Annotated in this window: 22 protein-coding genes, 1 tRNA gene and 2 riboswitches; of the genes, 16 read left to right on the forward strand and 7 right to left on the reverse strand. The window is 29.6% G+C overall.

The window, feature by feature from the left end; translation table 11 throughout:
- Positions 1-244: 244 nt before the first annotated feature.
- Positions 245-347, forward strand: a riboswitch (SAM riboswitch).
- 97 nt (positions 348-444) lie between these two features.
- The 4 genes from metK to B3630_RS08355 all read left to right on the forward strand — a co-directional run bounded on the left by metK (position 445) and on the right by B3630_RS08355 (position 5,818).
- Positions 445-1,620 carry a methionine adenosyltransferase gene (gene metK, locus B3630_RS08340; protein WP_346897165.1) on the forward strand — a complete coding sequence of 392 codons (1,176 nt, stop codon included), beginning with the start codon at positions 445-447 and terminating at the stop codon, positions 1,618-1,620.
- A 300-nt stretch (positions 1,621-1,920) separates the two neighbouring features.
- Positions 1,921-4,128 carry an ATP-dependent RecD-like DNA helicase gene (locus tag B3630_RS08345; protein ID WP_346897167.1) on the forward strand — a complete coding sequence of 736 codons (2,208 nt, stop codon included), beginning with the start codon at positions 1,921-1,923 and terminating at the stop codon, positions 4,126-4,128.
- A gap of 14 nt (positions 4,129-4,142) precedes the next feature.
- Positions 4,143-5,165 (forward strand): hypothetical protein, encoded by a 1,023-nt coding sequence (locus B3630_RS08350; protein WP_346897169.1) that lies wholly within the window; start codon positions 4,143-4,145, stop codon positions 5,163-5,165.
- The gene (locus tag B3630_RS08355) at positions 5,138-5,818 is read left to right on the forward strand and encodes a ComF family protein (protein WP_346897171.1); all 681 of its coding nucleotides are present in this window, start codon (positions 5,138-5,140) and stop codon (positions 5,816-5,818) included. Before B3630_RS08350 ends, B3630_RS08355 begins: the two co-directional genes overlap by 28 nt.
- A 1,415-nt stretch (positions 5,819-7,233) precedes the next feature.
- Here the strand turns inward: B3630_RS08355 and B3630_RS08360 are convergent.
- Positions 7,234-7,482 (reverse strand): spore coat protein, encoded by a 249-nt coding sequence (locus B3630_RS08360; RefSeq protein ID WP_346897173.1) that lies wholly within the window; start codon positions 7,480-7,482, stop codon positions 7,234-7,236.
- A gap of 12 nt (positions 7,483-7,494) precedes the next feature.
- Entirely contained in the window at positions 7,495-7,680 is a 186-nt protein-coding gene (locus B3630_RS08365; protein WP_346869711.1) for a hypothetical protein, read from the reverse strand.
- Between the two features lie 806 nt (positions 7,681-8,486).
- On the opposite strand from B3630_RS08365, the gene B3630_RS08370 reads away from it, so the two are divergent.
- The 4 genes from B3630_RS08370 to prfB all read left to right on the forward strand — a co-directional run bounded on the left by B3630_RS08370 (position 8,487) and on the right by prfB (position 13,970).
- Complete coding sequence (locus B3630_RS08370) at positions 8,487-8,966, forward strand: hypothetical protein (protein ID WP_346897175.1); 480 nt, start codon at positions 8,487-8,489, stop codon at positions 8,964-8,966.
- Positions 8,967-9,574: 608 nt separating this feature from the next.
- Complete coding sequence (gene hpf / locus B3630_RS08375) at positions 9,575-10,105, forward strand: ribosome hibernation-promoting factor, HPF/YfiA family (protein WP_346897177.1); 531 nt, start codon at positions 9,575-9,577, stop codon at positions 10,103-10,105.
- Between the two features lie 253 nt (positions 10,106-10,358).
- The gene (secA, locus tag B3630_RS08380) at positions 10,359-12,860 is read left to right on the forward strand and encodes a preprotein translocase subunit SecA (protein WP_346897179.1); all 2,502 of its coding nucleotides are present in this window, start codon (positions 10,359-10,361) and stop codon (positions 12,858-12,860) included.
- Between the two features lie 2 nt (positions 12,861-12,862).
- Positions 12,863-13,970, forward strand: a protein-coding gene (gene prfB / locus B3630_RS08385; protein WP_346897181.1) for a peptide chain release factor 2 whose coding sequence is annotated in 2 segments (ribosomal slippage) — positions 12,863-12,940 and positions 12,942-13,970 — 1,107 coding nt in all. Because the reading frame shifts where the segments join, the coding sequence is not laid out codon by codon here.
- A 6-nt stretch (positions 13,971-13,976) separates the two neighbouring features.
- On the opposite strand, the gene B3630_RS08390 is transcribed toward prfB, so the two are convergent.
- Positions 13,977-15,320, reverse strand: a complete 1,344-nt coding sequence (locus B3630_RS08390) for a M28 family metallopeptidase (RefSeq protein ID WP_346897183.1) — start codon at positions 15,318-15,320, stop codon at positions 13,977-13,979.
- 125 nt (positions 15,321-15,445) lie between these two features.
- Between B3630_RS08390 and B3630_RS08395 the strand changes: the two genes are divergently transcribed.
- Positions 15,446-17,620: a Tex family protein gene (locus B3630_RS08395; protein ID WP_346897185.1), complete on the forward strand. Its 2,175-nt coding sequence runs from the start codon at positions 15,446-15,448 to the stop codon at positions 17,618-17,620.
- 147 nt (positions 17,621-17,767) lie between these two features.
- A riboswitch (FMN riboswitch) is annotated at positions 17,768-17,881 on the forward strand.
- A 312-nt stretch (positions 17,882-18,193) separates the two neighbouring features.
- On the forward strand, positions 18,194-18,823 hold the full coding sequence (locus B3630_RS08400) for an ECF transporter S component (protein ID WP_346897187.1): 630 nt from the start codon (positions 18,194-18,196) through the stop codon (positions 18,821-18,823).
- 137 nt (positions 18,824-18,960) lie between these two features.
- On the opposite strand, the gene rimI is transcribed toward B3630_RS08400, so the two are convergent.
- The 4 genes from rimI to B3630_RS08420 all read right to left on the reverse strand — a co-directional run bounded on the left by rimI (position 18,961) and on the right by B3630_RS08420 (position 21,910).
- A complete protein-coding gene (rimI, locus tag B3630_RS08405; protein WP_346897189.1) occupies positions 18,961-19,407 on the reverse strand; it encodes a ribosomal protein S18-alanine N-acetyltransferase in 447 nt (148 codons plus the stop codon).
- Positions 19,400-20,107: a tRNA (adenosine(37)-N6)-threonylcarbamoyltransferase complex dimerization subunit type 1 TsaB gene (tsaB, locus tag B3630_RS08410; protein ID WP_346897191.1), complete on the reverse strand. Its 708-nt coding sequence runs from the start codon at positions 20,105-20,107 to the stop codon at positions 19,400-19,402. The genes rimI and tsaB overlap by 8 nt, the downstream gene beginning before the upstream one ends.
- Complete coding sequence (tsaE, locus tag B3630_RS08415; RefSeq protein WP_346897193.1) at positions 20,104-20,562, reverse strand: tRNA (adenosine(37)-N6)-threonylcarbamoyltransferase complex ATPase subunit type 1 TsaE; 459 nt, start codon at positions 20,560-20,562, stop codon at positions 20,104-20,106. Before tsaE ends, tsaB begins: the two co-directional genes overlap by 4 nt.
- Before the next feature lie 94 nt (positions 20,563-20,656).
- Positions 20,657-21,910, reverse strand: coding sequence for an HD domain-containing phosphohydrolase (locus B3630_RS08420; RefSeq protein WP_346897195.1), 1,254 nt, complete (start codon positions 21,908-21,910; stop codon positions 20,657-20,659).
- Positions 21,911-22,182: 272 nt separating this feature from the next.
- Between B3630_RS08420 and B3630_RS08425 the strand changes: the two genes are divergently transcribed.
- The 6 genes from B3630_RS08425 (at position 22,183) to B3630_RS08450 (ending at position 26,843) form a co-directional block, all read left to right on the forward strand.
- Positions 22,183-22,803, forward strand: a complete 621-nt coding sequence (locus B3630_RS08425; RefSeq protein ID WP_346897197.1) for a CBS domain-containing protein — start codon at positions 22,183-22,185, stop codon at positions 22,801-22,803.
- A gap of 399 nt (positions 22,804-23,202) precedes the next feature.
- Positions 23,203-23,763 carry a DUF3867 domain-containing protein gene (locus B3630_RS08430; RefSeq protein ID WP_346897463.1) on the forward strand — a complete coding sequence of 187 codons (561 nt, stop codon included), beginning with the start codon at positions 23,203-23,205 and terminating at the stop codon, positions 23,761-23,763.
- An 83-nt stretch (positions 23,764-23,846) separates the two neighbouring features.
- Positions 23,847-23,922: transfer RNA gene (locus B3630_RS08435), tRNA-Trp, on the forward strand.
- A gap of 289 nt (positions 23,923-24,211) precedes the next feature.
- Positions 24,212-24,883, forward strand: coding sequence for a hydrolase (locus tag B3630_RS08440; protein WP_346897199.1), 672 nt, complete (start codon positions 24,212-24,214; stop codon positions 24,881-24,883).
- Positions 24,884-24,938: 55 nt separating this feature from the next.
- Positions 24,939-25,469 (forward strand): hypothetical protein, encoded by a 531-nt coding sequence (locus tag B3630_RS08445; RefSeq protein WP_346897201.1) that lies wholly within the window; start codon positions 24,939-24,941, stop codon positions 25,467-25,469.
- A gap of 222 nt (positions 25,470-25,691) precedes the next feature.
- Positions 25,692-26,843 carry an MGDG synthase family glycosyltransferase gene (locus B3630_RS08450; protein ID WP_346897203.1) on the forward strand — a complete coding sequence of 384 codons (1,152 nt, stop codon included), beginning with the start codon at positions 25,692-25,694 and terminating at the stop codon, positions 26,841-26,843.
- Positions 26,844-26,900 lie beyond the last annotated feature (57 nt).

A 26,900-nucleotide genomic window follows, 5' to 3' on the forward strand; every position in this document is an offset into this window, starting at 1 on the left:
CGTCCTCCTCCACCATATAAGACACTAAGTTTACTTAGTGTCTTATTTTTTAATAAAATATAAAATACGAATTGAATAAGTATTTTATAATAATTGAATAAATCTTTTTATTAAGTTTAAAATATATTTAATGACATATAGAAAATTATTATAATGGTAAATGTTAATTATTTATATTAATAGATAAGTGTGTTGACAGTTAAATTTCCCTATGCTATTATCTATGTATAAATTAATAATATAACTCTTATCAAGAGTGGTGGAGGGACAAAGGCCCAATGAAACCCAGCAACCGGCTATTAAAAGCAATGGTGCCAATTCCTGCAGTATTTTCTGCAAGATAAGAAAGTTTAGTTTGAAATATACTAACCTCTTCTTGTCTTATAAGAAGAGGTTTTAATTTTAAGTGTCGGTAATATTTAAATACTTAAGGAGGAAAATTCAATGAGAAGATTATTTACGTCAGAATCAGTAACTGAAGGACATCCAGATAAAATGTGTGATCAGATATCTGATTCAATACTAGATGCCATATTAGAAAAAGATCCAAATGCCAGGGTAGCTTGTGAAACTGCAACTACTACAGGAATGGTTCTTGTAATGGGAGAAATAAGTACAAACTGCTATGTAGACTTCCAAAAGGTTGTTAGGAATACAGTTGAAGAAATTGGATACAATAGAGCAAAATATGGATTTGATTGCAATACATGCTCAGTATTAACATCTATAGATGAGCAATCAGGTGATATTGCTATGGGAGTTGATGAAGCTTTAGAAAGTAAAGCAGGTCAAATGAACAATGATGAAGCTACAGGGGCTGGAGATCAAGGTATGATGTTCGGATTTGCTACAAATGAAACTGAAGAATATATGCCTCTTCCAATTGCTATGGCTCACAAATTATCAAGAAGACTAGCAGAAGTAAGAAAAAATGGAACTTTATCTTACTTAAGACCAGATGGAAAAACTCAAGTAACTGTAGAGTATGAAGACAATAAGCCAGTTAGAATAGATACTATAGTAATTTCAACTCAGCATTGTCCAGATGTTACAAGAGAACAAATTGAGAAGGATTTAAAAGAGCATGTTATATCACCGATAGTACCTGCTGATTTATTAGATGCAAGCACAAAATACTATATAAATCCTACAGGTAGATTTGTTATTGGAGGACCTCAAGGAGACTCAGGTCTTACAGGCAGAAAAATAATAGTAGATACCTATGGTGGATCTGGTAGACATGGCGGTGGAGCTTTCTCAGGAAAAGACCCAACAAAGGTAGATAGATCTGCTGCTTATGCATCAAGATGGGTAGCTAAAAACTTAGTAGCCGCTGGTGTCGCTGATAAGTTAGAAATACAACTTGCATATGCTATTGGTGTTGCTAGACCAGTATCTATACAAATTGATACTTTTGGAACTGGAAAACTTTCTGAAGATAAAATAGTAGATATAGTTAATAGAGTTTTTGATTTAAGACCATCATCTATTATAAAAGAATTAGATTTAAGAAGACCTATATACAAACAAACTGCAGCTTATGGTCACTTTGGAAGAAATGACTTAAACCTACCATGGGAGCAATTAAATAAGGTTGAAGAAATAAAGAAATATATATAAGTAATTAAAGATATATATTTATCAATAAGAATCCACACTAACAAATCATATTGTTAGTGTGGATTTTTTTAACTATATAACCTGAATCAATGATTTGGAGTTCAGCGAAGGTACTGAGTGGAGTTTGGCTTAAAGGGTTATAATTAAGTGTATATGGTGTATGAGATTTAACAAGGGTAATTATTTTTACTTTAAACTGAGTAATATTGCTAAATTTTATTATATTGTTAATATATATGAGATATAATTTGGTATAATAATATTTATAGATAGATAATAATAGGTATTAGGAGAGATTTTATGATAACCATTGAAGGGATAGTTGAAACAGTTGTATTTAGAAATGATGATAATGGGTATACAATATGTAAACTAAGGTGTGATAAGGAAGTTGTCACCATTGTTGGAACAATACCATTTATAAATGAATCCCAAGAATATAGTGTTCAAGGAGAGTGGACTGTTCATCCTAAGTTTGGTAAGCAGTTTAAAATAGAAAGTATACATGAAATAATACCTACAACTACTAGTGGCATCGAAAAATATTTAGCTAGTGGAGTCATTGAAGGTATAGGGAAGGTTACAGCAAAAAAAATAGTAGAATTTTTTGGAGAAGATACAATAAAAATATTAGATAGTAATATAGAAAAGCTTGAAGAGATTCCTGGCATAGGTAAAAAGAGAATAAATACCATTATGAAATCTTATTTAGAGCAGAGGGTTACTAAGGATATTATTATTTTCTTTCAAAGTTACAGCATAACTGTTAATATGTCCATGAAGATTTACAAGAAGTTTGGAGTTAACTGCATAAATATAGTTAAGGATAATCCATATATATTAACAGAATACATAAGTGGAATTGGGTTTAGAACAGCGGATTCCATAGCTAAGAGCTTGGGCATAGAGAAGGACTCTCTATTTAGAATAAAAAGTGGAGTTATATACATAATTAATGAATTTTGTGCTATAGGAAATACCTTTATACCTATGGATAGATTAAGAGATAAGGGAATGAAACTTCTGGAGATAAACAGTGAGAAATTTGATGAAGGAGTTTATGAGCTGATAATTGATGGAAAGATTAAGGTAGAGGTAGTAGATAATATAGATGCGGTATATAATATGTCCTATCTTTATCTAGAAATGTCTGTAACACGTAAAATAGTAGAACTAGCAACTACTAACTATGATAAATTAAGTTTAAATGTAAATGAGAAAATTAAAGACTTTGAAAATAAAGCAAATATTAAATTAGCCAATTCTCAAAAAGAAGCTATAGAGGGTGCTTTTTTTAATGGGATAGAGGTTATAACAGGGGGACCCGGAACAGGAAAGACAACAATTATAAATTGCATTGTAAGTATTTTTGAGAGTTTAGGACTTAAGGTATTTATGGCTGCACCTACAGGAAGGGCAGCGAAAAGGATGGCTGAAGCTACAGGTAGAGAAGCAAAAACTATACATAGACTTTTGGAAATAGGAAGTTATAGTGAAGAAGAGGTAGATGAAATAGAAAATGAAACATCTGCCATAGAGTGTGACGTTTTAATAGTGGATGAAGCATCTATGGTAGATATAAGTCTTATGAATGCTCTTTTAAAAGCAATGCAGGTAGGAACTAGACTAATAATAGTAGGAGATGTGGATCAGTTACCATCAGTGGGACCAGGAAATGTTCTTAGGGATATTATAGAAAGCGATGCGGTAAAAGTAGTAAGACTTAATGAGATATTTAGACAAGGGCAAGAAAGTATGATAGTACAAAATGCCCACTTAATAAATGAAGGAAAGATGCCTATTTTAAATACCAAAAATAGTGATTTCTATCTTGAAAGAGCTGCAGATAGTGAAGTTATGTTAGAAAAAATCATTGGATTAGTGAAAACAAGACTTCCTAAGTTTAATGTGCAATGGGATAGTGTTAGAGATATACAGGTATTATCACCTATGCGTAAGGGAATTATGGGAATAGATAATTTAAATATACAACTTCAGCAAGTGTTAAATCCTAAAAGTAAAGATAAGGATGAAGTTGAGATTAAAGATATGATTTTTAGAGTAGGAGATAAGGTTATGCAAATTAAAAATAACTATACTCTAAAGTGGAGCAAAAATAATTCCAGTGAAGAAGGTAAGGGTGTATTTAATGGAGATGTAGGGTATATAACAGAAATTAATGAGGATGAGGATAAGATTATTGTATGCTTTGAAGATGATAAAATCGTAGAATATGAGGAAAGCGACTTAGATGAAATAACTTTAGCTTATGCAGTTACTATCCATAAGAGCCAAGGAAGTGAATTTCCTGTAGTTATTATGCCTATGTTTATGGGACCACCACTACTGATGAATAGAAATTTACTTTACACTGGAATAACCAGGGCTAAGAAGTTAGTCGTATTGGTAGGTAATTCTAAAGTGGTTGAATTCATGAAAGATAACAATAGAAGTTTTGAGAGATATTCAGGACTTAAATGGAGAATAAGAGAGATAATTCATATGTAGGTAGGAGAGAGTTTATGTCATTTATAAAAACCAATAAAGAGATAGTGAAAGCATCAAAGAAATCTATAGAAGATACCATATTAGATGGTGCTAAAAAGAAGTTGCATAAAATAAATATAATTTCCTCATTAAATAATAAAAAACAAATTTTTAATAAGGTATTTAACTGGTGTTTTAAAGAAAATAAAAAGATATTATATATAATAAATACAGATATAGAAGAGGTAAAGATATTAGGATTGATTAATAAAAATCTTATAAATTCTATTGAAGGTGAGAATGATATAGCATATACAGATAAAGTTAATATATGTACCCACAGTAGAGCCTTATACTTAAAGGAGAAATTTGACTTTATTATATATGATGAAATAAATTCTAGGCCTATGTATAGTAATGAGTCTATAAATAAGCTAGTAGATTATGTCTGTAATAACTATGGAACTATGATTAGTTATTCCATGGAACCAGTATTTCATAATGAATTAATATTATATAATTTAAGAAAAGATAAACAAGTTCCTATTGCTGAACCTAGGGTTATGGTAACTAGAGTAAATATAGAAGAAGAAATACCTATGAGTGTATATGAATACCTAGAGTGGTCAATAAATACTAATAAGAAGGTTTTAATATATACTCCAGATGATGAGAAAACTCATAAGGTTTACAATTATCTTTCTAATATAAATCATAAGCTTACAAAAAATATATTTAAACATATAACAGGAGAGAGTGACAAGAAGGAACTGTCTAAATTTTTACTAGCAGAGTATGGTATATTGGTTACTAATAATTATAATGAGAACTATTATGGAGTGCATCCGTTGAATGTTATGATTTTTTTTGCAGATAATGATAACTTTAATTATAAGGATTTGATTTATATATCTAGCAAGATAAATAGAAGATCTATGGCAGAGCGAGAAGAGGTTATTTTTCTTTGTAATAATGAAACTGAGGATATGGATAGATGTAAAACTATTTTAAGGGAGTTAAATAAAAGAGCTTGGGAAGAGGGAGTTTTGAAATTATAAAACAGATAGTAGATAATATGTTGTCCACTATATATGGTATAGATGATAAATGTATAATATGTGATGAATATGAAGATAAGAATTATATTTGTGAAAAATGTAAAAAGGGCATTAATATAATTAATATAGAATCCTTAATAACTCACCAAGATGAGGAATTTATAAGCTATTCTTTAGGATTCTACGGCTATGAATTAAAGAAATTGATTTTAAAACTTAAATACAATAAGAGTTTTTTAGCAGGAAAAATATTAGCAGGGTATATGAGTGATTTCATATTAGAAAATTTGAAGGATAAGGTAGATATATTAACCTTTATTCCAAGTAGTAATTCTGCTTTAAAAAGTAGAGGGTTTAATCAATGTGAAGTACTTTGTAAATATATAAGTAAAAATTGCAAAATTCCTTACAAGGAATTGCTTTATAAAGCAAGTGATAGTGCAGATCAAATTGGATTAGACAATATAAAAAGATGGGAAAATATAAAGGATTCTTTTATAGTTAAAAATAAAAAAGAAATAGAAGAAAAGAGAGTGCTCATCATCGATGATGTAATTACATCTGGAGCTACAGCTTTTTATGCGGCGAAAGCCATTAAGGAAATAAAGGCCGATGAAGTTTTTATATTGACAGTGGCGAAAAGTAGAGTATAATATAAGAGTCGGGTTTGTGGTTGAAAGTCGATGCCAGTCGCAGGCGAAACGATCCACGTAAATTAAATAAAATGTTTAATGAGCATGGTGCGGCTTAGAGGTAAGTCCTACCGCTTTAATGCGAGAGGGTTAGTAGTGAGAGGGTAATTCTGGGTAGCAAAAGCTCCAGTAGGCGAGTGTGGGGTCAAAGACCAGGTCAAACGACATAAAGTGCCCTGTTTTTAAGGGTTTGCAGGTTTACGGACCTGCACTTTTTTTATATTTTTTAAGAATTCCCGACCTATTCCCCACCTATAAATCATAAATGACATCTATTTAGGTACACTTATCCTATAATTTTGAAGAGTTCTCTTAGTGTTTTCTTTATTTATATGGGTGTAAATCTTATGAGTAATCCCAGAACCTTTTTTATGACCAACTATAGCTTGTGTAATAGGCTCAGGAATACCGTAAGTAGCTACCTTAGTTATAAAATGTATGTCTTAGTTTATGAAACGATCTATAAGGTATTTCAAATTCACTAAGAGCTTTTCACATTGTCATATTAAATATCTCTTACTCAAAACATCGCCTAGTGGATTAGTAAAAACAAGATTATATTTATTATCATAGAGTCCTCCAACTTTAAGTTTATCCCCATTTTCGTCAAAGTCTTTCGTATATCTTACAGATTTACTTATGTGTAAAATCCTTCTTTTTAAGTCTGCATCATCCCAACTTAATGTGATATTTCTCCTTAACGCATTCCAAGGCTAAAATCAAGATAAGTTATTCTAGCTATGTGTTCCATATAGATAATTAAGAATTCTATCCCGTTCTTCGGGAGTAAATATTTATATATTTGCTGAAATTTTTTCTTTTAAATAATATATTTGTCCAGGAACTTTTAAGCTAACACAAGGATTTTTTAATAGTGCATAAATTTCAATCTGATAGTTAAAGAATCTTTTTAGAAGCTTATATATTTTAGCTAGTATAAGATAGTTCCTTCCCTTACTATGAAGATTGTTTAAAAATGTTTAAATCATTATAGATTTTATATCTTTAATTTTTTTATACCAATACTAGAATTTTTAATATAAAGTCTATAAATATATTCATATGTTTAGTTATAATCTTTATTAGTTGTATAGTTGTATTTAACAGACATTAAGAGTAGTAATTATACAGCTATAATTACTACTCTTAATACTTCTGAATAAATTTTAGGTAATACATAAATTAATATTTTTAAATGTTAATAGAGTAACATTAGTATTTAAATTTAAAAAAAAATATTAAATCAATAGTAAGATTAGGTATTCCAGTAACCATAAATCTCATTGCATAATTAGTATTTTCAAATTTAAATATGAGTATTTAAATTTGAAAATAATGATCTTATAAGTTTTACCTATAGAGTTATTACTCTAAAATTATTCCTGTGAAAGCTCTTGTTTAACTGTAGCAATTTCACTAGCTGATGCTGGCTGAGCTGGAATATAATATCTCTTTTCTTTTGCTTTTTGGAAAAGAGCATATTGTCTAGCTTCATCCTGATTTCTAAGAGTTTGAATAGTTCTACGTAATTCTTCATTTTCAGTTTCAGCTATTATTCCACCATATTTAGCTAAGCTTGAATCTAATCCAGCTAAATAATCACTTATCATTTCTTTTTCTTGCATTTCAACTACCTCCTATTCTAAGAAAGCCATTAGCTTTTCTTTACTTGTTTTTGCATCATTAGCATCTTTTTTTAACATATCTTTTAATTGAATATCAGTACATTGATCTGCATAACAATTTAGCTTCTTCTCAATTGTACAATGTCCTCCAATTAAATGACGTAAGTTTTGTAATTCCATTTCATTTAAGTTTGCCATATCTATACCTCCAATCTACCATATTGCAATATTAATATTTGCTTCTTCTTATTTTTAAACATTATTTAGAAATACTAAAGTTAAGATATAAAGACGCTACAAAAACATTAAAATCATAAATAATCACATTGGAAGTATAGAAAAGTGAATTTAAAATAGGGATATTATGGTATTTTTGCTTGAATGAGTTTTATATAATATATGAAATATATTAAGTAGGGTTTAAAACACCTTCTTCTACTATAATTAAAAGGGGCTTTCGCAAAATAGATAATTCTATTTTGTGATTGTACTATCAAAAAAACTGAAATCAAAATTTGATTTCAGTTTTTTNNTGAAAATATAATCTTTTACTTAAATAAAAAATGCAGATTCCAAAGAACCTGCATTTTAGTTATAATTTTAATATGCAAAACAAAAATATAAATAATAAGAATTATACAAGATTTAACGATGTTTATCAATTATCATTACCATTAAGTTGTGATGCATTTATTCAAGAGAATGATTTGGTTAGACTGCGTAGCCATATACTGGAGGGATTAGATTACACAAAATTATACATGGCATATTCCAAAAGAGGAGGAAAACCTGCAGTTATCTTTATTTGAAATGGCAAAAGGAGCATCGCTCCATAACTTAATTAGTTGTTTTGCGACGCCCCTTAATTTTCTTTTGTATAAGCACATGGTTTAAGATGTATTTAGAATATAGACATATAATTTAAAATTTATACATAATAAGTTGACAATATTTTATAAAATGGTAAGATATTCATGTAACAAAAATATTTTAGGGGGTTAATTATGAAAAAATTTTTAAGTATATTATTAAGTGGACTAGTGGTTTTAGGCCTAGTTGGATGTAGTTCTACCGCATCAAAGTCGGATAATCCACCAGTAGAAGTAAAAGAGGAAGCAAAAGAACCAAAGAAGGATAATCCACCAGTTACTATTGAAGAATTACCTATGAATCTTAAGATTTTAGAACCAGATTCAATTGGTGAGAGGTATATGGAAGCAACATTTACTAATAACTCTAAATATGCTATAAAAGGATTTGATGTAACAATTTTATTAAAAGGTAAAAATGAAAAAACATTCATTAGTAGTTATGATACTGTTATGCCTGGTGAAACTTCACCAAAATTTGAATCACTTGCACCTGAAACAGGTAAGGCTGAGGATATAGAGTATTTGACATATGATATAACCGTAGTAGATGATAAAGGAACTGAAATATACTTATCTTATGATGTAAAATTAAAAAAATACGAATGGCTATAAATGATAAAGACTAGGGATTAATCTAGTCTTTTCTTTTTTCATCAAAATCTTTAAAACTTAATTCCTGATTTTTTCCTGACCAAGTAAGCTAATAGAAGAATAATTTATAGTAAGTTATAAGTAAGAAATATAGCAAAATCGACACTTATCGTAACTTATAGTAATCTATAAGTAGACTATTTTCTAAAAGCGAGTGTGGGTTCAAAGGCCAGGTCAAACGACATAAGAATCTTAATGGTACTAATTAGTAGTAATTAGTAGTATTATTTTTTCATTATATGTTGAAGTTGTGGTTTTAATTTCAGCTATGAAATGATATTAAAATTTTAAAATATGGATAAACAATATTTATATTTTTAGTATATGATATCTAGCACATGTAATTTTATTATAACATAAAATATGAAAGAAATCATATACTATGTAAAGACGATATAAGTCGTAGAGTGAAGGAAAAGAAAGCTAGAAAAGGCTAGAAAGAAAACTTTTCAGAATATTAAGTAAAGTCTTCTTGCAAGTATTTATGGTAAAGTTTAAAATATAATTACAAAATAGAAATATTAAAAGGAAGCACAATAATACTTTTTAATATGAGGGGAGCTGGAATTATGAAAGTTAGAGTTATAGGAAGAAATATAGAGGTTACTGAAGGACTTAGAGCTGCAGTAGAAAAGAAGTTATCAAAATTAGATAAATTCTTTGTAAATAATGAGAATGCTACAGCTACACTAAGTGTGGAGAAGAACATACACAAAATTGAAGTAATAATTCCGTTTAACAGTGCATTATTAAGAGCAGAAGTAAGAAATGGAGATATGTATAATGCAATAGATACTGTAATTGACAAGCTTGAAGGTCAAATAAGAAAACAAAAAACTAAGCTTGAAAGAAGAAATTATGACAATTCTTTAAAATTTAATAATATAGAACGCTATGCTGACTATGATGAAGAAAAAGAGCCAAGGATAGTAAAGACTAAAAGATTTGCTATAAAACCTATGAGCCAAGAAGAAGCGGTATTACAAATGGAACTTTTAGGACATGATTTCTACGTATTTATGAATGGCGATACAGAGGAAGTAAATGTTGTTTATAAAAGAAAAGATGGAAATTATGGTTTAATTGAACAAAATTTCTAAATTTAATCTTAATGAAAAGTTAAAAATATACTTTTTATATTAATAAAAACTCTATGGCATTAGCTATAGAGTTTTTTATAGTAATAGAAATTATTAATTCTATGTTAAAATAGAACAAAATTTTACTTATTTTGGATGAAAAATATAGGTATAAAGTTGAAGTGACAAAGAATAACTGATATAATCTTAATTAGTATTTATGTGATGATTATAGCTAACAAACCTGAGATAGAAAGAGTGAGGATGATTTTAGATGAAAATATTTAACAAGATATTTGGTACCTACAGTGAAAGAGAAATTAAAAGAATTATGCCAATAGTTAAGAAGGTTAATTCACTTGAAGAGACTATAGAAAAATTAAGTGATGAAGAATTAAGACAAAAGACAGAAAAATTCAAAGATAGATTAAAAAAGGGTGAAACTTTAGATGATATTCTTCCAGAAGCTTTTGCAGTAGTTAGAGAGGCATCTAAAAGAGTTCTTGGTCTTAGACATTATGATGTTCAGATTATAGGTGGAGTTGTATTACACCAAGGCAGAATTTCAGAGATGAGAACAGGAGAAGGTAAAACTTTAGTTGCCACTCTTCCATCTTATTTAAATGCCTTAGCTGGAAAAGGTGTGCACATAATCACAGTTAACGACTATCTTGCTAAGAGAGATAGAGATGAAATGGGAAGAGTTCATGAATTTTTAGGTCTTACAGTAGGAGTTATAATTCATGGTCAGACGCAGATAGAAAAACAACAAATGTATAATTGTGATATTACTTATGGTACTAATAATGAATTTGGGTTCGACTACCTAAGGGATAACATGGTAGTTTATAAAGAAGAAAAGGTTCAAAGAGAATTAAACTATGTTATTGTGGATGAGGTTGACTCAATACTTATAGATGAGGCTAGAACTCCACTTATAATATCAGGCCAAGGAGATAAGTCTACTGATTTTTATAGAATTGCGGACTTTTTTGTTAAAGGACTATTAGAAGAAGATTATTTAATAGATGAAAAAAGAAATTCCGTTATACTTACTGATGAAGGTATAGCAAAGGCAGAAAAATATTTCCATTTAGAAAATTATGCAGATCCTGAAAATATGGATATTCAACACCATTTAGTTCAAGCATTAAAGGCAAACCACATAATGAAGAATGAAAAGGACTATATAGTAAAAGATGGAGAAGTAGTTATTGTTGATGACTTTACAGGAAGACTTATGGAAGGTAGAAGATATAGTGATGGATTGCATCAAGCTATTGAAGCAAAAGAGGGAGTTAAGGTTGAAAAAGAATCTAAAACCCTTGCAACTATAACATTCCAGAACTACTTTAGAATGTATACTAAGCTTGCAGGTATGACTGGTACTGCTGAAACTGAAGAAGCTGAATTTAGAGAGATTTATGGTCTTGATGTAATAGTAATACCAACTCATATGCCAATAGCAAGAGTAGACCATCCAGATGTTGTTTATAAGACTATTAAAGGAAAATATAAGTGTTTAGTAGATGAGATAGGAGAAACTCATAAAAAAGGTCAGCCAGTTTTAGTTGGTACAGTGAGTATAGATAAGTCTGAAGTGATTTCTGCTATGCTTAAGAAAAAAGGAATACCACACCAAGTATTAAATGCTAAGTACCATGAAAGAGAAGCAGAAATTGTAGCATTAGCTGGACAAAAGGGTGCTGTAACGATTGCTACTAACATGGCTGGTAGAGGTACTGACATTAAGCTTGGCGAAGGAGTAGTAGAACTTGGAGGCTTAAAGATATTAGGTACAGAAAGACATGAATCAAGACGTATAGATAACCAATTAAGAGGGCGTTCTGGTCGTCAAGGTGATCCAGGTGAATCTAGATTCTATATTTGTCTTGAAGATGATTTAATGAGAATATTTGGTTCCGAGAGACTTGGAGGTATGATTGATAAATTAGGGCTTCAAGAAGAAGATGCCATTGAGAGTAAAATGGTTAGTGGTGCTATAGAAAGTGCACAAAGAAAAGTTGAAGGAAATAACTTTGACGTTAGAAAGAATGTTGTTAAATATGACGACGTAATGAATAAGCAAAGAGAAATTATTTATAAACAAAGACAAGAAGTTCTTATGGGGGCTAATATAAAAGATCAAATACAAACAATGATAAAAGATGTTATAGAAAGTTCAGTTAATACTCATATTAGTGGTGTAGACGATACTTTTGAAGATGAATTAAATAAATTAATAAAATACATGGAAGATGTATATCTACCAAAAGATACTGTTACAGTAGATAAAATTGCTAAGTTATCTAATAATGAGATTGTAGAATTATTACTAGATAAAGCAATGGAATTATATGCTGAGAAAGAAGTTGAATTTAGCGAAGAGCAAATGAGAGAAATTGAAAGAGTTATCCTACTTAAGATAGTTGATTCTAAGTGGATGGATCATATTGATAGTATGGATCACTTAAAACAAGGTATAGGACTTAGAGCATATAAGCAACAAGATCCAGCTCAAGCGTATCAAATGGAAGGTAGCGAAATGTTTGCGGAAATGATAGAAAATATTAAGCATGAAACAGTTAAGTATCTATTCCATGTTAAAGTTGAGAAGGCTCCAGAAAGAGAAAGAGTAGCTGAAATAACTTCAACTAATGAGGATAATTCTTTAAAGAAAGAGCCAGTAAAAAAACAAGCTAAACCAAATAGGAATGACCCATGTCCATGTGGATCAGGATATAAATATAAGAACTGTTGTGGAAGAGGAGAATAAAAGTGATATTACAATTAGAAGAATGCTTAAATGAAGTAAATGTCATCAGTAGAAAATTACAGGAATTGAAGGTGTCTCTTTGACATAGCAGCAGAAGAAAAGAAATTATCTGAATTTGAGTTTAAAATGCAAGAAGTGGATTTTTGGAGCGATATAAATAAGGCACAAGAAATTACTCAGAATGCAAAATCAATAAAGGATAAATTAGATAATTTTAAAAATTTAGAGATTAGAACAGAAGATGTTCAAATTTTCATAGAGATGAGTTTGGAGGAGGAGGATTCCTCCTCTTATAAGGATATAAAAAGTGAATTAAAGTCCATAGGAGAAGAGATAGAAAATCTTAATATAGAAACTCTTTTAAGTGGAGAATATGATAGAAACAATGCTATACTCGAGCTTCATACAGGTGCTGGAGGTAATGATGCCCAGGACTGGACTAATATGTTATACAGGATGTATACCAGATGGTGTGAAGCCCATGGTTTTAAGGTTACAGTTTTAAACTATGTGGCAGATGATGAAGCTGGAATTAAAGCGGTTACTATTAAGGTTACTGGGGATTTTGCCTATGGATATTTAAAATCAGAAAAGGGTGTTCATAGATTAGTTAGGATATCACCCTATAACTCTAGTGGAAAAAGGCAAACATCCTTTGCTGGATGTGAAGTTTTACCAGAGCTTACTGAAAATCAAGATATAGAAATTAGGTCAGAGGATTTAAAAATAGATACCTATAGATCTAGTGGGTCAGGCGGACAGCATGTAAATACTACAGATTCTGCAGTAAGAATAACCCATATACCTACCAATATAATAGTGCAATGTCAAAATGAAAGAAGTCAGCACACTAATAAGGAATATGCTTTAAAGATGCTGAAAGCTAAGCTTATAGATATTAAAATTCGTGAGCATAAGGATAAAATTGAGGATATAACAGGGGAGATAAAGGATAATGCATGGGGAAGTCAGATAAGATCCTATGTATTCCACCCTTATAATTTAGTTAAGGATCATAGAACTGGAGCGGAAACTTCTAATGTAGGTTCAGTAATGGATGGAAATATAGATATGTTTATAAATGAATATCTAAAACAAATAAAAGAGTAGTTTCAATTAACTACTCTTTTGTGTATTGTAATAGATAGCACTTAGAATTACAGAAGCGCCCAAAGATAGAAATAGAATTAATTCTAAATTATTATATAGTACATTACTAGAATAACTATCTTTAAATATTTGAGTTTTCATAACACTAAAGCATCTATCAATTGCTTCTTCGCTAATATATTCTATTTTATCATTTGGGGTGTGAATTCTAGATAAATCATAGTCACAAAGGGTTACAGCTTCAATCCCTGCATCAACAAAGGAACCATGGTCACTGGAATTCTCGAAGATGTAATTAAAATATATTTTTTTATCTTGGAATGCCTCAGTTAATTCTTCTACTATAGGAGTTTTAGCCGTATTAGTTTTACCAGCCATAATACAAAGAGGAGTACCGTCATAGCTCCCAATCATATCAAAGTTATAAACTCTACTTCCAGATATTAAGTCTTTATATTCTTCTACAAAGGCTTTAGAGCCTTTAAGACCAAATTCTTCAGCATTAAAGGAAACAAAAATTATATCTCTATCAGGAATGCCTAAGGTTTTAATGTACTTAGCAAGCTCTAAGAGAAATGATACTCCAGAAGCATTATCTAAAGCTCCGTTATAAACAGTTCCACCTAGATCAGTACCTATATGATCGAAGTGGGCACCTAGGATTAAAGGTGGAAGAGATGAGTCATTACCTTTAATTACACCTACTATGTTATTGATACTTGCTTCTTCTATAGAATAAGGTATATAGGTGTAGATTGAAAAACCTTCATTTAAATAACTTTCTATTTCGGCAAGAGTTTCTTTAGTCACTGTAATAAATAGACCTTTGTTACTTTCTTCGTAAAAAGAGCTTCTAAACCCAAGAGTATTATTAGAAGAAGTATAAAATATTGCAGTTCCCATATCATTAGAAACTGCTATTGCATCATTGTTTCTAGAAGAGACATCTAAGTTATCAAACTCTATCTCTGTATTCCTAAAGTTAAGTAAATCTTCTTTGTAATTAATACCGTATTCTAAAATCTTATGTATTTTCTTATCTTTATCAATAACTGCAATCATAGGTTCATCTGATAAACTCTTAGGGTAATTTACTTGGAAGCTTTGGTAATAGTCATTACTTAGGGGTTCTAATCCTATGTATTCAAACTCATCCTTTATATAGGCACCAACTAAAGCATTTTCTAAGGTTCCACTTAATCGCCCTTTAAACTCATCAGAAGATAGATAATGGATAGTCTCTTTTACTTCCTTAGCATCGAAGTTTTTAGTTAGTATTAGGCTATTATAACTGATGGAAGAAAGGATTAAGGAAAAGGTTAAAAGAGAAGAAACTATAAATTTTTTCATGGCATCACCTTAAACATTACTATATTAGTATATGTATGAAAAAGTTATTTTGATTATGATAAATTTACTAATAATGTGATAAAATTAAAGAATACTATGCTTAGAAACGATCAGGAGGAGAAAAGATGTCAATTATAAATGAGAAGTTAATTAAAGAGTTTCCTATGAGCAAGTCTCAAGTGGAGGATGTAATAGAATTATTAGATGAGGGTAATACAGTGCCTTTTATAGCCAGATATAGAAAAGAAAAAACCGGTGGTCTTGATGATGTAATCTTAAGAAAATTTTCAGAAAGACTTACATATCTAAGAAATCTTCAAAGTAGAAAGGAAGATGTTATTAGATTAATTGATGAGCAAGAAAAATTAACAGATGAAATTAAAATTTCTTTAGATAAAGCTGAAACTTTAACAGAAGTAGAAGATATTTATAGACCATTTAAGCCTAAAAAGAGAACAAGAGCTATAATAGCTACAGAGAAGGGGTTAGTACCATTAAGTGAGTATATCTTATCTGGAGGGGGAGAAAAATCTCCTGAGGAATATGCTACAGAGTTTATAGATGAGGATAAAAGCGTAACTTCTATAGATGAAGCATTACAAGGAGCTATGGATATTATCAGTGAAAAGATTAGTGATAATGCTAAGTTTAGAAAGTGGATAAGAGATTATGTGGTAAATAGTGGAGTTGTAGAAACTAAAGGAAGCAGTGAAGAGAGAACTCAATATGAAATGTATTATGAGTATAGCGAAAAGGTAAAATTCATACCTTCTCATAGAATTCTTGCTATAAATAGAGGAGAAAATGAAAAAGTTCTTTCAGTTAAGATTACTTGTGATATAGAAAAAATAAAAAGCTATATAATCAAATTTATGGTCACTGATAATATGAAGTGTAATGAATATATTAATACTAGTATAGATGACTCTACAAAGAGATTAATATATCCATCTATTGAAAGAGAAGTACGTAATATGCTTACGGAAAAAGGAGAAGATGGGGCTATAAAAATATTTAAAGAAAATCTTAAGGCACTTCTTATGTCTCCGCCTATAAAGGGGAAAACTGTAATGGGCTTTGATCCAGGCTTTAGAACTGGATGTAAAGTAGCAATTCTTGATGATACAGGTAAGTTTTTAGAGTATGTTACAGTTCATGCTACAGCTGCAAGTGAAGCTAAGGTTAAAGAGGCTAAAGAAATATTAAAGAAGATGATGATAAAACACAATGTAGATGTAGTTTCTCTTGGAAATGGTACTGCATGTAGAGAGTCAGAAGAGATATTAGGGGAAGTTATAGCACAGATAAAGAAGGAAACAGATAAAGATATATATTATGTAATAGTATCTGAAGCTGGGGCCTCAGTTTATTCTGCATCAGAGCTTGCAACAAAAGAATATCCAGATTTAGATGTTACGGTAAGGGGAGCTATATCCATAGGAAGAAGGCTTCAAGATCCTCTTGCTGAGTTAGTAAAGATTGATCCTAAATCTATAGGAGTAGGTCAATATCAGCATGATGTTACTGTAAAAAGATTAGATGAATCTCTAAAAAATATAGTTGAAGATTGTGTTAACAATGTAGGAGTAGATTTAAATACAGCAACACCAGCACTTTTATCTTATATTTCTGGAATAAATTCTGGTATAGCTCAGAATATAGTTGCCTATAGAGATGAAACGGGAAAGTTTAAATCAAGAAAAGAGCTTTTAAAGGTTAAAAGGTTAGGAGCTAAGGCTTATGAGCAATGTGCAGGATTCTTGAGAGTTGATAATAGTAAGGAGCCTTTAGATGGTACATCTGTACATCCAGAAAGCTATGAGGCATGCAAAAAACTTATGACTATTCTTGGATATGATGATAAAGATTTAAGTAGTAAAAATATAGAATGTATAGATGAAAAAGTTAAAGAGGTAGGACCATCTAATTTAGCTAAAGAAGTAGGCATAGGTGAACCAACTCTTTTAGATATCATAAAAGAACTAAAAAAACCAGGAAGAGATCCTAGAGAAGAAATGCCAAAACCAATATTTAAAACTGGTGTTATGGAATTATCTCAGCTTAAAAAAGGAATGAAATTATTAGGAACCGTTAGAAATGTATCAGATTTTGGTGCCTTCGTAGATATTGGAGTACACCAAGATGGTCTTGTTCATAAAAGTCAATTAAGTGATAGATTTGTTAAGCATCCACTAGATGTTGTTAAGCTAGGAGATGTAGTAGAGGTTACAGTAATAGATATTGATGAGAAGAGGAATAGGATATCTTTATCAATGAAAAAAGATGTTGAGTTAAAATAAACTCTGTTTATGTGGAATAACACTTAAAAAGTAAAATATAAGTTTAAAAATATCGTTAAAAAAATATCTATTTTATCTATGAATTTTAAAAAATATATTGAAGTGTAATGATTTTCATGGTAAGATGAAAGTGTAATAAAAGTTAATAATGCACTTCAGGGCGGGGCGTAATTCCCCACCGGCGGTAAAGCCCGCGAGCCGAAAGGCTGATTCGGTTAAACTCCGAAGCCGACAGTATAGTCTGGATGAAAGAAGTAGGTATATAGTATTTTAGTGATGCTTGTTTTAGCCCTGATTTTTAATCAGGGCTTTTTTAGATTTGTTATAAGTATTATTTTTAACAATTAAGTTCCAATGAACAATATTAATGAGATAGTCATTAGAGAAATAACAAATCTGAAGGCATTATGGTACTATAAACAGAGTTCTTAGCTTCTTTGAAGGTTAGAAATCGTTATCCAGGGACATAGACACTCTTAACACCCACTTCGAAGAAGATGGGAGTATTAGAGTGGATAGTCATCGGATAAATTCACCCTATGAAGTATGCAATAAATTTAGGGGGTATTAATAATGAACACATCTAACAATGTAAACAAATTAGTAAAAATCTCTTTATTAGTAGCAATAGCATTTATATTAATGTTATTTGAATTTCCGATACCGGGATTTCCACCATTTTTAAAACTTGATCTTAGTGATTTACCGGCACTTATAGGTGGATTTGCATTGGGACCAGTAGCAGGAGTAATTATAGAAGGTGGAAAAGTAATATTAAATCTAGTTTTTCATGGCACTTACACCGGTGGAGTTGGAGAATTTGCTAACTTTCTAATTGGTGGGTCTTTTGTATTTGTAGCATCATATGTTTATCATAAAAATAAAACTAAAAAGAGTGCAATTATAGGATTAATTTTAGGAACTATAATAATGACTATAGTAGGAGCAATATTTAATTACTTTGTACTAATTCCATTATACGCTACAATAATGGGGGGCATGGCTAATGTTATAGGAGTATCAGCGGAAGGAAACTCTAACATTTCTAGTTTAACAGGAATAATTGTTATAGGAATAACTCCTTTTAATATTATAAAAGGAGCCATAGTATCTCTTATAACCTTTGTATCTTATAAGAGAATATCACCACTACTAAATAGAGAGAATGTTTTAGCTGAACAAGCTATGAAAAAGGGTGCCTAATAAAAAATGTACTAAATCATATATTTAATAATTTAAAAAATAAGTTGAAGTTAAAATTAAAATATATAAAGATAATTTATAAAAAGACGATAAAAGAAAAATTCTTTTATCGTCTTTAAAATTTCAATATATACCACCTATATGTTGTGGTTCCACATAATGTATCCATCTTCTTTTGGATGTTGATAATAGTTTTTTCTTATACCTTCTACAGAAAAATGGTGTTTTTTATAAAGATTTATTGCAGCTATATTAGAGGCTCTAACCTCTAGAGTCATAGAAACAATATTTATATCTTTAGCAATGGTAATAAGGTTTTCTATTACCACATCTCCAAAATTATTTCTTCTATAGTCGGGATGAACTGCTATATTGGTTATATGACCTTCATCAAAGACAATCCACATTCCACCAAAGGCTACAACTTTATTACCTAACTTTACAACTATATAGACAGCGTTTTTATTAATTAGTTCTTTTTCCATAGATAGGAGAGACCAAGGGCTTGAGAAGCTTAAGTCAGAAATTTCTTTAACTCCTAATATATTAAGGGAACTCATTCTTTCAACAGTTATATCAGTCATGATTTTTTACCTTTTCTTCATATTCACGTTCGGCTTGGCAAAGTCTAAGATATACAGGTGAACTACTAAGTACATTATCACCTTCATTGTTTATTAATCTAAGATAGCCTAAGTAGCCTATAGAGGATGCCTTTGTCACATTGATATGACTAGGTGCTATGGAAGCATTAGGTAGAGAAGTTAATATGACATCTTTAAATTTTGATGTACCATCACCTATAAAAGTAATAGGATCATTAAATCCTGAGCATTTATTTATTACATCTTCCATTGATAATAATTCAGGCTCACCTAAGACTACTAAATTATTATTTTCAAATTTATAAAAATTAGTATATACATTACCCCTCAAAGCATCAATTATAGGACAAATAATACCTTGGATATTAAAGAGATTATTTGCAAGTCCATCTAAAGAATTTATAGACACAAAGGGTTTATTAGTTGCTTGCACAAGACCTTTTATGGTGGACATACCGATTCTAAGACCAGTAAAAGAACCAGGACCGCTAGAAGCTACAAAGCCTTCTATATCTGATATGGATAAACCACAATTTTTTAAAAGGTTATCTATCATAGGCATCATAATTACAGAGTGTTGCTTTTTATAATTTATAATAGTTTCCCCTAATATCTTATCGCTATCAATAATAGCCGCTGTTGCACATTCAGTTGCAGAATCTAAGGATAAAATCTTCATAGCTTTAACTCCTTTATATAATTATATCTATTATTAGTATAGGAAAGAGTAATTTTTCTATAGGTTTCACCTAAATCTGGAAGTTTAGCTATATTTATAGTTAAACTTTCTTCTGGTATTAAATCTTCGATATAGTTAGCCCATTCAATGACGCTAACTCCATTTCCAAATATATATTCATCAAAACCGATAGCAGCAATCTCATCGGGATCATTTACTCTATACACATCAAAATGATACAATTTTAATCTACCTTCATATTCATTAACAATTGTAAAGGTAGGACTAGTTATACATTCATCTATACCAAGACCTTTTGCAATTCCCTTGGTAAGATGAGTCTTACCAGTACCAAGATCACCTATAAGGCATAAAATATCATTTTCTTTACACATTTTTCCTAGCTGTATACCTAGGGAATCTAATTCATCAACATTACTAACTATAAATTCCATCTGATTCACCTCATTAATATTTTAGCCTAAAAGAAAAAAAATGAAAAGCAAATAGTAAAATTACTTTTCATTAAATAACTGTATAATAATTAAATTAAGTTTTCTTTTCTACCCGAGATACTAAAGTATTTTTAAAATGTCTTACTGCATTACCACAAATTAAGTCTCTATTTACCATATCATCTAATATATTAAATGCTTCATACATATACATGCCTTTTCTATATGGCCTATCAGCAGTTAAAGATTGATATATATCACATACTCCAATAATGCGGCATTCTTCACTAAGGTCCTCAGCCTTAAGTCTTCGTGGATAGCCTTTACCATTTAATTTTTCATGATGACTAGAAGCCCATAAACTAATATCAGATATGTGGTCTATTTTATCTAGAATTAATTTAGTATAGTAGGTATGAGATTTGATAATAGAATATTCTTCTTCTGTTAAAGGACCATCCTTGTCCAATATACTGATGGGAATAGCTAGTTTTCCAATATCGTGAAGTAATCCTGCAATTTTCATTTTAAGACATTTTTCTTCAGTATAGCCTAAATGCTTAGAAACATTATAAGCTAAAGTAGCAATTTCTTTAGAATGTTCTGCAGTAAAAGAACTCTTATTATCAATAATGCTTGCAAATACATCAGCAATTGCTTCAAATTCCGATAGAGAGATAAAAATATCTTTCTCCGGTATTATATTATCAAGGATGAAATTCATATTAGGCAAATTTATAAGGTTTAACCAAAACTCTTCTTTGCCAGCTACCATGAGAAAAGCTTTTACAATCTGTGGTGAAAATAAAGTTTCATTGTGTAGTTTTACCCAATCAATAATAATATCCTTTTGGATGTGGTAAGGTTTCAAATAATCTACCTGGATTTCAATTAAATCAGCTATTCTTAGAATTTGAGCTTCTATAGGAATTAGTGAACTTTTTAATTTTAAGCATCCACTACCATCATAATTTTCATGATGATAACGTATTATATCATATACTTGTATTAAGGATGGAATACGTTGAATCATTTCAGATCCAGCAATGCAATGCTTTTTTATATACCATTTTGAGGTGTGAGACTCATCAAATATATTTTGAGTTCCAATATCATGAATCATACAAGCGATATATAAATTATAGTAAGAATTTTCATCTAGTTTCATAGTTTGAGCAATTTCTAAGGCTATGTATGAGGTGCATCTAGAATGATTAGAAAATTGCTTATTTGAAATATCTTTAGCATGTGTTGGGTTTATAACATCCTCAAATTTACCCCAATCATTGTCTGTAAGATCTAAGGATAATGATAGAGCAGAAACTATATTCTTTATACTAATATTCATTTTGTCCTCCAAAGCATACCATTTATCTATATAAAAAAATTTTAGCATATTTGCCAATGGAATGGTACTAAATATTGTAAAAGTAAATTTATATTTAAGTAAACAAATCTATATATTTTACGTATTATATTTTGGATACGTAAAATAGTAATAATTGATGCAATAATCAAAATATATTTAATATATTAATAATGAAATATATTAAAATACTAACATAGTATACTAAAGTAAGGTATAATATAGAATAACAAATAAGTAGAGGAGGATAAATTATGTTTGTAAATAATTTGATGTTATCTAGAGAAAAGTTAATAACTGTAACACCAAAGGTAACAATAGGAGAAGCTCTTAAGGTAATGGAAGAAAATAAGTTTTTATCCATACCAGTAGTAGAAGGAGATAAATTTTGTGGAGTAATTTCAAAAGAGCAAATATACACATATTACTATGAAAAATCTATAGAGAGACAATGTTTACTATCAGATTTTCTAGTTGAAAATGTAATGAGAACTGATGTACCATCAATAACTCCTTTTAATGAAATTGAAGAGGCTGCACATTTCTTAGAAACTAAAAGTGTTTCATTTGTACCAGTAATAAATAAAAATGGAGAAATGCAAGGAATAGTAACACATCACGGTATTTTTCATCAATTTACAGAGTTATTTGGATTAAATAAAGGTAAACGATTAGCTGTAATTGCTTATGACATACCTGGACAAATATCTAAATTATCAAAAATAATTACTGAAAACAAAGGGCAAATTATAAGCTTTGTAGTTGTTGATCCTAAGAGCATAACAGAAGTTAAAGAGATAGTAATAAGATTAAACACAGACAATATGGATGAAATTCTTGAGAAGGTGAAACAATCTGGATTCAAGATACAGTAGCATATAGTTGAGTATGTATGTAACTACATACTCAACAGTACATAATTATATATTAAGAAAAGATTAATATATTTTAAATACATAATTAATACAGTAGTAATTTGAATACTTTTATAATATACTGATTTACAAACATATTTCTTAACTTTATACGATGACTATTAGCTCTAATACCTGCATCTTCTTTAAAGTGGGGGTAAAGAGCTCTGTTTATCATCTTTTAACCTCAGTTATACTTAAGTAGATTCGTAATGGTTTTATTTCTGTTATTATGTAATTATAGGAAATAAAAGTGATTAGAAATTAGATTTAATAAATAATAAGATACTAAAATACAAATTTATGGGATAAAATAAATAATGTGATAGAAGAAATATTGTATTCAAGGAGCTGGTTAAAATTAGTGATGTAATAGATTTTAATGAACTGAAAAATAAGGCTACAGATAAAGATGTAGATAAATTTGAGGATTACATATATTCTATGTATTATTCAATGGCTCAAGGAAAGCTATCCATGGCGGAAATGAGCAGAGAAATATTTAAGTATATGAAGGAAAATAATATATCTCAAGAGAAATTTATGAATATCCAGAAGAAGGTTATGGAGAGGTATGGAATTTCTACTGAAGATGTAGAAAGCCAAATGAAGTCTATGGGTATAGAGAATCCTTTAAATGGATTAGGTAATGAGTATGAAGATGCAAGAAAAATGGTCGGATTTCAAGAAAAATATAAAGGAAAGCTTAAAGTAAAAAGTGTAACTTCATATAGTATTAAGAATGACAAGAATGATTTAGATATAATGATTCAAGATGAGAATGTTATATTAAAAAGTTTTGGGAAAATAGATTTAACTGATAATGAGTTAAATGAATTTTTATGTTCCTATAAAAAGGTAATGAATAATAAGATGATAAATATTTCAATATGTGAAAATACTTCGACTTATTTATACTAGTATTGACTTAAGAATATGTTGAATAATTTATATAAAACCTCTTGCATTTATGTTTATTATATAATATAATAAACGAGTAACGAAGGGGTATAGCTCAATTGGTAGAGTAGCGGTCTCCAAAACCGTTGGTTCCGGGTTCAAGTCCTCGTGCCCCTGCCATAAAAACCTAGTGATTTTAGTAATCACTAGGTTTTTTTATTGTTTTCTTTTATCTTATTTTAGATAGACAAAGAGAGTAGAAATATACCGTATAATTCCATAAAAATAATTAAATAAATTTATTGAGGAAGTAATAAACCTGTGATATAATCTGTAAGTTAAGAAAATAAAATAAGTTATTAATCACATTCTAAGTTTATATATGTGATTTAAAGTTATCTATGTGAGGCGTGATTTAAGCTATGTTTTTAGAAAGAACATAGCTTTATGTGGTGAAGGGAGAAATTTTATGGAAAAACGTGTGCCAGAATTTAAAGGTTTACTAAGAAGTCATATGATTGAGTTACCTAAGGTTATTAGGGACGCTACTGGAATTGTTATATTTGGGAAAAGAATTAAATCTTTAGTGTTTTCAACTGATGTAGCAGTTATAAGAAATACTAATGCAGATGCTGTTATTGCAGTATATCCATTTACGCCTCAACCTAGAATAACTGAAGCACTATTACTAGCATCAGATATTCCAGTATTTTGTGGGGTAGGTGGATCTATTACTACAGGTAAAAGGGTAATAAATCTAGCATTGGATGCTGAATTTAAGGGGGCTATGGGGGTTGTAGTTAATTCATCTATAGGCAATGATGTTATTGAAGGGATGAGAGAAACTATAGATTTACCAATATTAGTTACCGTTGTTTCAGAGAAAGATGATATAGATGGAAGAATAGCGGCAGGAGCAACTATACTTAATGTATCAGGAGCTAAAGAAACTGCGAATATTGTTAGACATATAAGAAGTAAGTATCCAGATATACCTATTATAGCAACAGGAGGTCCTACAGATGAGAGCATACGTGAAACTATAATTGCTGGGGCTAATGCTATAACATATACACCACAAAGTACTAGTGATATATTAAATGAAATAATGATTAAGCATAGAAAAAGATATGAAGACTAATTTCATTCAGAAATGTAATATTTGCAACGAATATTATATTTGAGGTGATTTATTTATGGACAAGGCAACTTGGATGTTAGGAATAATAGTGCCATTAATATCTGCAGCATTTGGTGGAGGTATATCTCTATTAATAATGAGAAAACTAATTATGGAAGAGAGAAAAAAATCTAAGAAAGAACGTGCTATAGATATTAATAATGATAAAATAAAAAGTTACAAGGAACTATTTGAACTAAATAAAAAAATTAAAGTCTTTGGAGATAAAATTAAAAATAACACAATACCTAATTGGATAAATGTGGAAAGCTATTATAGAGATGAATTCATAATAGAATTTGAAGAGATTATAAATAATTATAAATTTGTGAATGGTTATATTAATGACAAAAAGATAAATGAATATGCACAAAATGTACTTAAGTTATCACAAATTATAGTAGTAGAATTAAAAGATAGAGAAAACTATGGTACTGCTTCTGAAAAAGTAGAAACCTGTGTAGATACATTGATAGAAGTTTTAAATACAATAGAAAAGAATATTTTATCAGTAGTGCTAGAATTATCTATAGAGAAGTATAAGTAATATTAACTATTTATGGTGAATATATTTTATTCTAAGATAGTATCACGATGAACATATTATCAAATTTGTATTTGATAATAAAAGTATATGAAATGTTTATAATTTTAAATGGATTATGTTAGATTTAATTAATTGGACTAAAGCATAATAGGTGTGGTAAAATAAAATAGTTAAATTTACTACATAAGACCATGTGAAGTAAATAGAGAGAGGATTGTAAATATGAATATTCTTATTTTATCTGCATCTACTGGTGGAGGACATTTAAAAGCATCAAAGGCTTTAGAATCATATGTTTTAGAAAATGAGTTAGATGCTAAAGTAAAAGTAGTGGATACCTTAGAGTATGTTAATCCATTTATAAATAAAATAGTAACTAAGGGATATATAGTACTGGCAAAGTATTTAAATTCCTTATATAAAAATATATATAATTTAACGGACAAGTCTGGGGTTTTAACATGTTTAGTAACAAAGTTAATTTATTTGTTTTCGAAAAAATTAATACCACTAATAGAAGCATTTGCTCCAGATGTAATCATAACTACTCATCCATTTCCTACAGAAATGATTTCTATATTAAAGGGAAATAGAAGTATAAAGGTGCCATCAATATGTATAATGACTGATTATGCACCACATAAAACATGGATAAAACCTAATGTAGATGAATATTGTGTAGCATGTGAAGACATGGTGGAAGGTATGATAGATAGAGGCGTTCCTCCAGAAAAAGTTCATCCTTATGGAATACCTGTATATGATGGTTTTTTTCATCAAGATGAAGATGATAAAAAAATACTGTTAGATGAGCTGGGATTAAGCGAAAATAAAATGACTGTGTTAGTGATGGCTGGAAGCTTCGGAGTATATAATATAGAAAAAATCTATAAGAATATAAATAATATTCCTATAGATTTTCAAATTATAATTCTAACCGGTAATAATAAAAGACTATATAATAAAATTAAGGAACAGATTAAGTTTAGTAAAAAACAGACAAAGCTTATTAAGTTTACCAATGAAGTTCATAGATATATGAACTTAGCGGACGTTTTAATTACTAAACCAGGAGGCCTTACAGTATCAGAAGCGTTAGCAGCAAATCTTCCTTTAATTACTTTTGATGCAATACCCGGACAAGAAGAAGCAAATGCAAAATTTCTATTAGATCATGGCATGTCCATATCTATAGGCAGAGGTGATAATTGTACTGAAGCTATAAAGGCTTTAATTAAGGACAAAAACAAATTAAGAGAGATTAAAGAAAATTGTATGACTTTTGATAAATCAAATTCAACAAGTGAGTTATTAGAACTTATAAGAAGATTAATGAAAGAAAATGAAGCTGAATGTAATTCAGAAATCGCATAGAACTTAAATAATTAAGACCAAGATTTTTAAGATCTTGGTCTTTTAACTTTATAATAT

Origin of the sequence: Clostridium sp. UBA7503, from assembly GCF_002477055.1 — a bacterium.
Taxonomy (GTDB): Bacteria; Bacillota; Clostridia; order Clostridiales; family Clostridiaceae; genus Clostridium_J; species Clostridium_J sulfidigenes.